Origin of the sequence: Streptomyces sp. NPDC092369 (genome assembly GCF_044755245.1) — a bacterium.
Lineage (GTDB): Bacteria > Actinomycetota > Actinomycetes > Streptomycetales > Streptomycetaceae > Streptomyces.
The window spans coordinates 86,548-98,219 of sequence record NZ_JBIVQP010000004.1 but is presented as its reverse complement, the minus strand read 5'-3'; the positions used below and the strand labels follow the sequence as shown (position 1 = coordinate 98,219).

Below are 11,672 nucleotides of genomic sequence, written 5' to 3'. Positions count from 1 at the left end.
CTCAGTTCCTCTCCTGGTGCGGGGCGGGGGCTGGGGCGGGGGCGGGAAAGGCGCCGGAGAACTGGTCCGGCGCGCCGGGCACCGGTTCGGCCGGGTCGGCGCCGAGCTTGACGATGCGGTTGGCCTTGTCCACGTGGACCACCCGCGGTTCGTGGGTGGCCCGTTCGAGCTCGTCGAGCACGGCGAAGGTCATGATGATCACGAGGTGACCGGGGTGGACCAGATGGGCGGCGGCCCCGTTGATGCCGATGACGCCGCTGCCGCGTTCCCCGGTGATGGCGTACGTGGTGAGCCGTGCGCCGTTGTCGATGTCGACCACCTGGACCACTTCGCCCTCGACGATGTCGGCGGCTTCCATGAGGTCCTGGTCGATCGTCAGGGACCCCACGTAGTGGAGATCGGCCTGCGTCACGGTGGCTCGATGGATCTTTCCATTGAGAAGGGTGCGCTGCACCGGTGCTCCCTGGAGTAGATACTTAGGTGAGGCTAACCTAATTTAAGATCGCCGGACGGGGAAGGACGACTGCGGAAGAACTCCAGAAGCAGCCGGTTCACTTCGTCCGGGCGCTCCAGGTAGCCGTAGTGGCCGCAGTCCTTGATCTCCTGGTAAGTGGCGGACGGGATGGCGTCGGCCACTTCGCGGGCGAGGTGCGGGGGCAGGACGAGGTCGTCGGCGAAACCGATGACCAGGCAGGGTGTGGTGATCGCCCGGTAGGCGTCGAGGCGTCCGGGCGGGACGGTCAGGTCGAGTTGGGCCCGGGCGCCGGGTCCGGAGGCGGGCGGCGAGAACTCGAAGAGCTCCAGCCAGTCCTGGATCCGCTGTTCGTCGTCCAGGGTCGCCGGGGACAGGTTCTGCAGGGCTCGCACCCAGGCCGCGTAGACGGGCGGCAGTTCCGACTCGCCGTCGTACAGGGCGCGTTCGGCCTCCCGCATGGCGGTGCGCAGGACGTCGGTGCGGCCGCGGGTGGCCATCAGGACGCCTTGGACGGCCAGTTCGGGCCGGGCGAGCAGCAACTCCTGAACGACGTACGCCCCAAGGGAGACGCCGACGAACCGGCACGGGCCTAGGCCGAGGTGCTCGACGAGCCCGGCGGTGTCAGCCACCAGGTCATCGATCGTGAAGCCCTCCGGGCACTCGTCGGTCGGCGGGATGCCCCGGTTGTCGAAGGTGACGACCCGGTGTCCCGCCGCGACCAGGTCGGGCACCTGGTGGAGGTGCCAGGACCGGCCGCGGGCGCCCTGGCCCATCACCAGCACCACGGGCTCGCCGTGGCCTTCGTCGTCGTAGTGGAGTCGGATTCCGTTGACCTGCGCGCTCGGCACGGGTCCCTCCTGAGTCAGTCGGTCGCCGGGGAGACCTCGGGGGACGGCGCGGGTTCGGTGGCGGCCGGTCCCTGCAGACTGGCTCTGCGCAGGCCCGGCACGGCCAGCGCGACCGTCGCCACGCCGGCCAGACAGACCACTCCCCCGACCACCGCGGCGCCGGCCGAGGAGCCCAACGCCCGGGCGACCAGGCCGGCTTCGAGGTTGCCCACGGAGGGTCCGGCGGTGGCCTGGGCGAGCCACAGGCTGCCCACCCTGCCCTGGAGCCGGTCCGGCGTGTAGTGCTGGAGCAGGGCCCGGCGCAGGATCTCCGAGGCGGTGTCACCGAGGCCCGCCAGGGCCAGGAAGGCCAGCGCGAGCCACAGGTCGGGGCTGAGGCCGAAGCAGATGATCGCCACGCCCCACACCGCGACAGCGCCGATCAGTGCCCTCCCGGTGTGATGGATCCGGCCGGTCCAGCCGCTGGCCAGCGCGCCGCAGAACGAGCCGACGGCGGGGGCGGTGTAGAGCAGTCCGACGGTGGACGGGCCGCCGCCGAAGTGTTCGGTGCCGAGTTCGGGGAAGAGCGCGTACGGCATCGCGAAGACCATGGCGCAGACGTCGATGAGCAGCAGTCCGGCGACGACCTGGTTGCCGCGCAGGAAGTGCAGGCCCTCCGCCATTGCCTTCAGCGGGTGCTGGGCCTGGCCCGAGCCCTCTGGCGGCATCGCCGGGAGCGGGGCGAGCAGGGCGAGTCCTACGACGTAGACGGCGGCGTCGATTCCGAAGCACCAGGCCAGGCCGGGTCCCGCCGCGATCACGCCGGCGAGCGACGGGCCCGCCATGCCGCCCAGTTGGGCGGTGAGGGTGGTGAGCGCACCCGCTGCGGCGAGCTGACTCCTGGGCACCAGGTTCGGTGTGGCGGCCATCATCGCGGGGCCGCCGAGGCCGGCGCTGCCGCCGGCCAGGACCGCCGCCACGAAGACGAACCACACGTGCGGGTCGGGCAGGGCCGCGTTCACCGCGAGTCCGGTGACCACGACGGCGGTCACGGACCGGGTGACGAGCACGATTCGGCGCCGGTCGGCCCGGTCGGCGAGCAGACCGCCCGCGAGCAGGCCGACCAGCAGGAACATGCCCAGCACCAGACTCATCAGGCCGACCTGGACGGTGGATCCGGTCAGTTCGTAGATCTGGAGGCTCGCCGCCACCGAGGTGAGCTGGGTGCCCACCATGGAGATCGCCTGGGTGGCGAACACCAGCCGGAAGTCCCTGCTGGAGCGCAGCGGGGCGACATCGACGACCATTTCTCCAAGACGCACGCGAGCCCCTAGCCCTGGAGGGACGGAACGGCGAGCGGCGCCGGCTGGGCGGGGACGACGTACGGGGCGACGCTGCGCAGTTTCTCGCAGGTCTCCTCCAGCTCCCGGTCCGGCGTGGACCCGGAGAGGATGCCGGCGCCGGCCCGCAGCCAGGTGCGGCCGTCCTCCTCGAAGAGGCTGCGCAGCACCAGGGCCGCGTCCAGCGCGCCGTCGCTGCTCGCCGCCAGGATCGCCCCGCTGTAGATGCCGCGGGGCCCGCTCTCCAGTCGGCTGATGCAGTCGTAGGCCGGGAGTTTGGGGATTCCGGAGGCGGTGACGGCCGGGAAGACGGCGCGCAGGACGTCCCAGGCGGTGGCGTCGTCGGCGAGCAGTCCGTGCACGCTGGAGCCCAGGTGCTGGACGCTGCCGCGCTGGCGCACGCTGAGCAGGTCCCGCACCGAGACGGTGCCCGGACGGCAGACGGTGGCCATCTCCTCCTCCGCGAGTTTCACGGACAGGACGTGCTCGGAGATCTCCTTGGGGTCGGCGAGGAGTTCGGCGCGCAGCCGCTCGTCCTCGGCGCCGCCCAGGCCCCGGGCGCGGGTGCCGGCCAGGGGCTGCGTGACGACCTCGCCGTCCGCGCTCACCTCGGCGACGGTCTCGGGGCTGAAGCCGGCGACCCGTCGGCCGCCCAGGTTCACCAGGAAGGAACGGGCCGGGGTGTTGTGCGAGCGGCCGTGTACGTAGGTGGCGACGAAGTCGACCGGGAAGGGCACGGGGACCGAGCGGGAGAGGATGACCTTCTGCAGGTCCCTCGATGTCCGGATCTCCTCGATGGCCCGGGCCACGATCTGCGGGTAGCCGCCCGCGCTGTCCGCGACGTCGATCGGGCGGGCCTCGACGGCGGGCCGGTCGACGGGTTCGGCGAGCAGGGGCAGCAGGGCGTCCAGGGTCTCCTGGTCCGCGCTGCGCACCTGGGCGCCGCCCTGACGGAACCTCACCTCGCTGTGCGGCACGACAAGTTGGAGCAGGTCGTCGTCACCGGCCCGCTCGGGGCGGTCGGTGTGCAGGTGGGAGAACTCGAAGGCCATCCAGCCGTAGGCGTTCCAGTCCTGGATGTCCATCTCCGCCAGTTTCTCGCTGACTTGGCGGAGGGGGTGCGGTCCTAGTGGGGCCCTGCTCTCATCGTCGAGCCATCTGCGGCGGATTCCGGAGCGAGCGACCACGACCTCACCGAGCACACCGCCGGCGAAGCAGAAGTCACCCTCCCGTTCGTAGACCACGTACTGGTCGAACAAGCCCGACTCCGCCAGTGCCGCGGTCAACAGGAGGGGGTCACCCGGCAGTTCCGTCTCCGCGCTCCGATAACGCAGCAACGAGCTACCTCCCTGGACTTAGGTTAACCTAACCTAATTACGCCAAGACCCTAGCTCCCGGATCGATCGTCCGTCCAGAGGTGCCTCAGGCTTGACCGTGATCGCTTATTAGGCAAGCCTTTCCTAAACAGTGGCACCTCGGCAGGGGGCGGGAGTTGAGCATGCTCGACGGGTGGGTGACCTGGCCGGAACCGTTCGCGCGGAGGTACCGGGACGCCGGTCACTGGCAGGGCCGGCCGCTGGACCGGCTCCTGCGGGACCGGGCCGAGCGCGCCCCCGGGCGGATCGCGCTCGTCGACGCCGACGGCCAGCGGTGGTCGTACGCCGACCTCGACCGGCGCGCCGACCGCACGGCCGCGGGACTGCGGCGGCTCGGCATCGGCCCGGGCGACCGGGTGGTCGTCCAACTCCCCAACACCGACGCCTTCGTGGTGCTGTTCTTCGCGCTGCTGCGGGCCGGCGCGGTGCCGGTGCTGACGCTGCCCGCGCACCGGGAGAGCGAGATCGTGCACGTCGCCGAGACGGCCCGCGCCACGGCGTACGCGATCCCCGACCTGCTCGACGGCTTCGACCACCGCGCGCTGGCCCGTGCCGTACGCAAAGCGGTGCCGTCGGTCGAGCATGTCATAGTGGCGGGCGATTGCGCGGAGTTCACCGCGTTCGACGACCTGGACGCCGACCCGGTGCCGCTGCCCGTGTCCGACCCCGGGGACGTGGCCGTGCTGCTGCTGTCCGGCGGCACGACCGGCAAGCCGAAGCTCATCCCGCGCACCCACGACGACTACGCGTACAACGTCCGGGCGAGCGCGGAGGTCTGCGGTTTCGACGAGTCGACCGTCTACCTGGTCGTCCTGCCGACCGCGCACAACTTCGCGCTGGCCTGCCCTGGCATCCTCGGCACCCTGATGGTCGGCGGCACGGTGGTCCTCTCCCCCACGCCCAGCCCGGACGACGCGTTCGTACTGATCGAGCGGGAGAAGGTGACCGCGACGGCCGTGGTACCGCCGATCGCCCTGCTGTGGCTGGACGCGGTGGAGTGGGAGGAGGCCGACCTGTCCTCATTGAGCCTGCTCCAGGTCGGCGGCTCCAAGCTGGGCGCCGAGCCCGCCGCCCGCGTCGAACCCACCCTGGGCTGCGCGCTTCAGCAAGTCTTCGGCATGGCCGAGGGGTTGCTCAACTACACACGCCTGGACGACCCTTCGGACCTCGTCATCGGCACCCAGGGCCGCCCGCTCTCCCCCGACGACGAGATCAGGGTCGTCGACGAGGACGGACACGACGTACTCCCGGGCGAGACCGGCGAGTTGCTCACCCGCGGCCCCTACACCCTGCGCGGCTACTACCGGGCTCCCGAGCACAACGCCCGCACCTTCACCGACGACGGCTTCTACCGCACCGGCGACCTGGTCCGGGTGCTGCCCAGCGGACACCTGGTCGTCGAAGGACGAGCCAAGGACCAGATCAACCGGGGCGGCGACAAGATCTCCGCCGAGGAGCTGGAGAACCACATCCTGGCCCACCCCGCGGTGCACGACGCGGCCGTGGTCGGCATGCCCGACGCGACGATGGGCGAACGCACCTGCGCCTACCTGGTCCCGCGCGGCGAGGCCAGCACCCCGACCCAGCGCGAACTCGCCGCCTTCCTCGCCGACCGCGGAGTGGCCGCGTACAAGCTGCCCGACCGGGTGGAGGTGGTCGACGTCTTCCCCCGTACCTCGGTCGGTAAGATCGACAAGAAGGCGCTCGGTCGCCGGATCGCCGAACGGCTGAGCGCGGAGGGTGGCGGTGTCAACTAAGGTCGCCACGCCCGCACTTGAGCAGGCGGACCCACCCCCTCGGCGACGCGCCCGGACCCGACTGCTCGCTGTCGTCGGCGCGTTGGTGCTGCTGTTCGTGGCGATCGTGCTCAGCCTGGCGATCGGCTCGCGCTCGCTCGCGCCGGCCACCGTCCTCCACGCCCTGCTGCACGACGACGGGTCGATCGCGAGTTCCGTCATCTGGGACGTTCGAGTGCCCCGCACCGTCGCCGGGATCGCGGCCGGAGCCGCGCTGGGCGTCGCCGGCGCGCTCATCCAGGCGCTGACCCGCAACCCGCTGGCCGACCCCGGACTGCTCGGCATCAACGCGGGCGCGGCCACCGGAGTCGTCTTCTCCATCACCGTGTTGGGGCTGAGCAGCCTGTGGGCCTCGGTGTGGTTCGGCCTGGCGGGGGCGGTGATCGCCGGGCTGCTGGCGTACTCGCTGGCCTCCGGCGGACGCGGTGGCGCCACACCGGAACGCCTCGCGCTGGGCGGCGCGGTGATCGCGGCGGTGTTCACAGGACTGAGCCAGACCGTGATGCTGCTCGACGCCCAGGCCCTGGACCAACTCCGGTTCTGGAGCGTGGGTTCGCTCGCCCGCGCCGACAACGAGACGTTGACGACCATCACGCCGTTTGTCGCCGTCGGCCTGATCCTCGCCCTCTCCCTGGTCCGCCCGCTCAACGCGCTCGCCCTCGGCGACGACGCGGCCCGCGCTCTCGGCGCCCACCTCAACCGCACGCGGTTCCTGGGCCTGTTGGCGGTCACCCTGTTGTGCGGCGCGGCCACCTCGGCCGTCGGTCCCCTGGTCTTCGTCGGCCTCGCCGTCCCGCACATGGCCCGCATGATCGCCGGCACCGACCAGCGCTGGACGCTGCCGCTGTCCATGCTGCTGGCACCGGCGCTCCTGCTCTACGCGGACGTCCTGGGCCGGGTCGTCGTACGGCCCGACGAACTCGACGCGGGGGTGGTGACCGCCGTGGTCGGCGCACCGGTGTTCATCGCGCTGGTCCGGCATCGCCGGGTGGTGTCGTCGTGACCCGGGCCCTCTGCCGCGGCAAGGTGGTGCCGTCGTGACGACAGCTCCGCCCGGGACGACCTCGACTCTCCCCCGCCGCACCCACGTCGTCCGCAGCCGCTCACGCGGGCTGTCGCTGCGCGTGGACGTCCGCACGGTCACGGTGTGCCTGCTGGTGCTGGCCGCCACCTTCGCCGTGGGTGTACTCGCCCTGGGCACCGGGGAGTTCGCCATCTCCCCGGCCGACGTGATCCGCACGCTGCTCGGCAACGGCAGCCGTCAGACGAACTTCGTGGTCAACGAACTCCGCCTGCCCCGCCTGCTGACCGGCGTCCTCGTCGGGGCGGCGCTCGGGCTGAGCGGGGCGCTGTTCCAGAGCCTGACCCGCAATCCGCTGGGCAGCCCCGACATCGTCGGTTTCACCTACGGCTCCGCAACCGGGGGGCTGTTGGTCGTGCTGGTCGTCGGCGGTACCGGCGGGCAGGTCGCGTTCGGGGCGGTGGGCGGTGGTCTGGCGACCGCGTTGCTGGTGTACCTCCTCGCCTGGCGGCACGGCATCCACGGTTATCGGCTGGTGCTGGTCGGCATCGGGGTCAGCGCGCTGCTGCAGGGCGTCAACGCCTATCTGCTCGCCAAGGCCCGCTTCACCCAGGCCGCGCAGGCGATGGTGTGGCTCAACGGCAGCCTGAACGGCCGGGGTTGGCAGGATGTCCGTCCGGCCGCCGTCGGGCTCGTCGTACTGCTGCCGCTGGTCGCCCTGACGGCGAGCAGACTGCGGATCCTGGAGATGGGCGACGACGTGGCCGGCGGTCTCGGCGTGCCCGTCCAGCGCACCCGACTGGTGGTGCTGGTCCTGGCCACCGCCGCCTGCGCGGTGGCGACGGCCGCCGCGGGACCGGTCCCCTTCGTCGCGCTCATCGCGCCCCAACTGGCCCGGCGCCTCACCCACGCGCCCGGACCGAACCTCCTGGGCGCCACCTGCGCCGGCGCCTTCCTCGTGGTCACCGCCGACTTCGTCTCCCAACGCATCCACGAGAGCGCCCAGTTGCCGGTGGGCGTGGTGACGGCGGTGGTCGGCGGGTTGTATCTGGGGTTCCTGCTGAGGCGGCAGCGGCGGGCGGGGCGGATCTGAGGGCTGCTCTCGGGTCCGTGGACCCTGACGTCTGTCCTTCTTCTCCCGCCCGGACGTCCGTCGTTCTTCCCCCGCCCATGGCGTTCGCCCTGCGCCACGGTGGTTCGTGGGCCACGCTGACTCCTGGGAGCAGTTCACCCCTGACACCTAGGAGCACTTCATGGTCCACGAACTGGACGGTCGCACCGCTGTCGTCACCGGAGCCAGCCGGGGCATCGGCCTCGCCGTCGTCCGGGCGCTGGCCGCCGAGGGCGCACGGGTGGTCGCGGGTGCCCGGCACACCTCCGACGAACTGGCGGAACTGGCGAAGTCGGGTGCGGTCGAGGTGGTCGAGGTCGACCTCGCGACGGAGGCCGGGCCCGCTCGGCTGGTCGAGCGGGCCGGCGAGCGTATCGACATCCTGGTCAACAATGTCGGCGCGGCCCCGGTCCGCCCCGACGGGTTCCTGTCCATCACCGACGAGGACTGGCTCTCCACCTTCACGCTCAACCTGCTGACGACGGTACGGACGACCCGTGCCGTGCTTCCCGCCATGCTCGCGCGGGGCGAGGGCAGCATCGTGACCATCGCCTCGGTCAACTCCTCCCTGCCCGATCCCCTGGTCCTCGACTACAGCGTCTCGAAAGCCGCCGTCGCCGCCTTCTCCAAGGGGCTGTCGAAGGAGGTGGGCGGGCAGGGCGTCCGGGTCAACACGGTGAGTCCCGGACCGGTCGCCACCGATCTGTGGCTGTCGGACAGCGGGGTGGCGGCCACGGTCGGGCGGGCGACCGGCGCCGACCGGGCCTCGGTCGCGGAGGGGGCGGCGCGGTCGATGGTGAGCGGCCGGTTCACCCAGCCCGCCGAGGTCGCGGAAGCGGTGCTGTACCTGGCGGGTCCCCGGTCCGGGAACGTCCTGGGCGCCGACATCAGGATCGACGGCGGCCTCATCCCGACCTGGTGACTCCGCGCCTCCGCACACCCGTGCACGTCAGGCGTCGAGCCCGGCCAGCCACTCCACCAGGATCCGGTTGGTCTCCTCGGGCCGCTCCTGCTGGATCCAGTGGCCGCAGCCGTCGAGGATGTGGGAGGCGGTCAGGCCGGGGAGCGTTGTGGGGTACGACTCGATCGCGTCGGCCAGCCAGGTGGTGGAAGCGTCGAGCGAACCGCCCAGGAACAGGGCGGGTTGGCGGATGGGGGCGCCCTGGTGACCGGCCAGGTCCGCCCAGTCGCGGTCCATGTTGCGGTAGCGGTTCAGCGCGCCGGTGAGCCCGCTGCGCTCGAACTCCCCGGCGTAGACGTCGAGTTCGTCCTCACCGAGCCAATTCGGCCGCCGGCCTCGTGGGAAACGGTCGCGGAGCGTGCCGCCGCGGGTGACGAAGTGCGGGTCGGGGGCGCCGGGTCGGGGCATGGTGTCGGCGGACATGGCCGCGTAGAAGCCGGCGAGCCAGCCGCGTACGTCGGGCTCGATCTCCGCCTCGGCGCGGCCCGGCTCCTGGAAGTAGGAGACGTAGAACTCGTCCTCACCGCCCATCCCCGCGAAGATCTCGCTGGGCTTGGGGCCGCCGGGCGGGGTGTAGGGGACGCTCAGCAGGCCGACCGCACGGAAGACGTCGGGGTGTACGAGCGCGGAGGTGGCGGCGATGGTCGCGCCCCAGTCGTGTCCGACGATCACGGCGGAGGTCTCCCCGAGTTCCTCCACAACGGCGACGTTGTCCTCGACGAGATCGAGCATCCGGTACGCGGACTCGGCGACGGGCTTGGAGGAACGGCCGTAGCCACGGACGTCGAGGGCCACGGCGCGATAGCCGGCCGCGGCCAGCGCGGGCAGTTGGTGACGCCAGGAGTACCAGGACTCCGGGAACCCGTGCACAAGCAGGACCAGCGGGCCCTCGCCCTGTTCGACAAGGTGGATACGACCGGCGGGCGAGGGCACCAGGCGGTGCGTGCGGTCGGCGGGGGTCGGCTGCGGCATGGGTCCTCCCTGGTGACGCGGGCGCCGTCGGGTCCGGTGGACCGGGCGGCCCCGCGGTCGACGGCTTCGAGACCGATCATCCGACGCCCGTCGCGACACAGGCGAAGCCTGTTGCCGATTCGGCAAATGCCAGGCGACCCCGGAGACAGGCATCCACCCGCGCCGACCACCGTCCGGAACCCGCTCCTGCGCCGCCGCGAAGGCGCGGGCAGGCCCGGAGCACCGTCCCTGCCGGTCATGCCGATGTCGCGTCGGAGCAGCCACCGTTGCGCCGACGCGTCCGCCGGGCCGGCCCGTGAACGCCCGCCCGTACCGACCTGCGTCAGGGGGTGCGGCCCGCTCCCCCTCCCGACGGCGGCCGGCGTGAGGTACGCAGGCCGCCGACCGTCTTGAGGAGGCGGTCGGCGGGTTCGCGGAGGCGGGGGTGGGCGTTGACCGTGTTGCGCAGGCCGCGGACCGGTCTGCGCCAGACGCGGTAGGCCGCCGCCACCGGGTGCGGGCGGCTGGCGAAGCCCTCGCCGACGCGGAGTTCGCGGGTCTTGAGCCAGTCCTTGTACTCCTTGTCGCCGCGCCCCAGGTCCATCATCGTCACCCCCGCCCGGGCCGCGGCCTCGGCCGTGCGCAGGTGCATCATCAGTCCCGGCGAGTAGTAGTGCAGGTCCGGGTCGTAGGCGGTGAACCAGGCCGCGAGCACCGTGCGCGATCTCGGTCCGAAGTGCGCGGCCACCGGCCGGTCGCCCGCGTACAGCACGGACAGCACGCCGGTGAAGTGTTCCTCGCGGACCTGGAAGAGGTCGTCCACCAGGTCGACGATCCACTGCCGGGCGAAACGATCCATCCGACCGGTCCTGCGGTACTGGGCGGACTTCCAGCGCATGAGCGTGCGCAGCATCGCCGGGTCGCGCTCGTCGAAGACGAACCGCACGTCGCCCACGTCACGCCCGAGGCGACGTTCCTTCTTGAGCGTCGTCTTGGCCAGACCCGGGTACGCGCCGCGCAGCCACTGCGGATAGCCGCTCTCGTCAGGCTTCAGGTCCACCACCGGCGAGGCGAACCGGCCGGTGACGTAGCTGCCGAATGGCTTCTGCTCCTCGACCAGATGATCGAACTCGAAGATGGACAGCCCACAGGCCCGCAGCAGCTCCTGGGCGTCCCAGCTGACCCCGGGCCGGTGCACCAGGGCCTGACAGTCCGAAAGGCCGAGCCCAATGGCCCGGCCGATACCGAGCGCGTCGCGCTCGTACGGGAAGAAGCCGACCGGCTTCCCCTCCTGCCGCAGGACGGCCAACCGCACCGCGTCCCGCTGTCTGGCCACCCCGACCGCGAACTCCGGTGCCAGAAAGGGATTCGAGTACTCGGGCGACTCGTCCATCGCCCCGTGCCAAGCCGCTCGGAGCGAGGCGGTCAAGTCTTCAAGTCTGTGGATCGTCACTTCCACGTCTGATCTGCTCCCCCCGTGACGCGCTGTGCGCGGCGCGCCACTGTCTGATTACCCGCCGGTCCGCGACGTGTACCCGCCTCCGCCCCCGATCCACCCCCGGGACACGGATTCCCGCAGTTCTCAAACGTCGCGAAACAGTACGCACGTCGTCAAGGGTGCCTCTCGCGGCGGACGACTGCGAGTGGGACGACACGATCAATTCCGCGGGCCGACGATTTTCACAGGAAGTCGGCGCCTTTCGTAGGAAGTTGGTATGAGACTGGTACGAAGTCGCCCGCTTCGCCCCATGTATGGCCGGTGTCGGTATGCCCCGCGGCGTAACGTCCCTCGCGCATCGGACGCGACACGGAGC

At 71.5% G+C, this 11,672-nt stretch carries 10 protein-coding genes; 4 read left to right on the top strand and 6 right to left on the bottom strand.

Features of this window, described 5'->3' with window-relative positions; genetic code table 11:
* Nucleotide 1: 1 nt before the first annotated feature.
* Genes panD through ACIQI8_RS24290 form a run of 4 tightly spaced genes read right to left on the bottom strand, consistent with a single transcriptional unit; the run spans nt 2 to nt 3,979 of the window.
* Nucleotides 2–454, bottom strand: coding sequence for an aspartate 1-decarboxylase (panD, locus tag ACIQI8_RS24305; protein ID WP_402354386.1), 453 nt, complete (start codon nt 452–454; stop codon nt 2–4).
* A gap of 32 nt (nt 455–486) precedes the next feature.
* Nucleotides 487–1,323, bottom strand: coding sequence for an alpha/beta fold hydrolase (locus ACIQI8_RS24300; protein ID WP_402354384.1), 837 nt, complete (start codon nt 1,321–1,323; stop codon nt 487–489).
* Nucleotides 1,324–1,337: 14 nt separating this feature from the next.
* Entirely contained in the window at nt 1,338–2,624 is a 1,287-nt protein-coding gene (gene entS, locus ACIQI8_RS24295; RefSeq protein ID WP_402354381.1) for an enterobactin transporter EntS, read from the bottom strand.
* Between the two features lie 8 nt (nt 2,625–2,632).
* A complete protein-coding gene (locus ACIQI8_RS24290; RefSeq protein ID WP_402354378.1) occupies nt 2,633–3,979 on the bottom strand; it encodes a salicylate synthase in 1,347 nt (448 codons plus the stop codon).
* A gap of 161 nt (nt 3,980–4,140) precedes the next feature.
* Here ACIQI8_RS24290 and ACIQI8_RS24285 point away from each other — a divergent pair, with 161 nt between their 5' ends.
* From ACIQI8_RS24285 to ACIQI8_RS24270, 4 genes are all read left to right on the top strand, one after another.
* Nucleotides 4,141–5,775: a (2,3-dihydroxybenzoyl)adenylate synthase gene (locus ACIQI8_RS24285; protein WP_402354375.1), complete on the top strand. Its 1,635-nt coding sequence runs from the start codon at nt 4,141–4,143 to the stop codon at nt 5,773–5,775.
* Complete coding sequence (locus ACIQI8_RS24280) at nt 5,765–6,817, top strand: FecCD family ABC transporter permease (RefSeq protein ID WP_402354372.1); 1,053 nt, start codon at nt 5,765–5,767, stop codon at nt 6,815–6,817. Before ACIQI8_RS24285 ends, ACIQI8_RS24280 begins: the two co-directional genes overlap by 11 nt.
* Before the next feature lie 34 nt (nt 6,818–6,851).
* Nucleotides 6,852–7,928, top strand: coding sequence for a FecCD family ABC transporter permease (locus ACIQI8_RS24275; RefSeq protein WP_402354369.1), 1,077 nt, complete (start codon nt 6,852–6,854; stop codon nt 7,926–7,928).
* 160 nt (nt 7,929–8,088) lie between these two features.
* Nucleotides 8,089–8,868, top strand: coding sequence for an SDR family NAD(P)-dependent oxidoreductase (locus tag ACIQI8_RS24270; RefSeq protein ID WP_402354367.1), 780 nt, complete (start codon nt 8,089–8,091; stop codon nt 8,866–8,868).
* A 27-nt stretch (nt 8,869–8,895) separates the two neighbouring features.
* Here ACIQI8_RS24270 and ACIQI8_RS24265 read toward each other — a convergent pair whose 3' ends face one another.
* Both ACIQI8_RS24265 and ACIQI8_RS24260 read right to left on the bottom strand, forming a co-directional pair.
* On the bottom strand, nt 8,896–9,879 hold the full coding sequence (locus ACIQI8_RS24265) for an alpha/beta fold hydrolase (RefSeq protein ID WP_402354364.1): 984 nt from the start codon (nt 9,877–9,879) through the stop codon (nt 8,896–8,898).
* Between the two features lie 322 nt (nt 9,880–10,201).
* Nucleotides 10,202–11,317, bottom strand: coding sequence for a GNAT family N-acetyltransferase (locus ACIQI8_RS24260; RefSeq protein WP_402354361.1), 1,116 nt, complete (start codon nt 11,315–11,317; stop codon nt 10,202–10,204).
* Between the last annotated feature and the right edge of the window lie 355 nt (nt 11,318–11,672).

What these genes read in the sequence shown, in the direction of transcription:
- ACIQI8_RS24285 (WP_402354375.1), top strand. Translation starts at nt 4,141, where the DNA reads ATGCTCGACGGGTGGGTGACCTGGCCGGAACCGTTCGCGCGGAGGTAC.
- ACIQI8_RS24270 (WP_402354367.1), top strand. Translation starts at nt 8,089, where the DNA reads ATGGTCCACGAACTGGACGGTCGCACCGCTGTCGTCACCGGAGCCAGC.
- ACIQI8_RS24265 (WP_402354364.1), bottom strand. Translation starts at nt 9,879, where the DNA reads ATGCCGCAGCCGACCCCCGCCGACCGCACGCACCGCCTGGTGCCCTCG.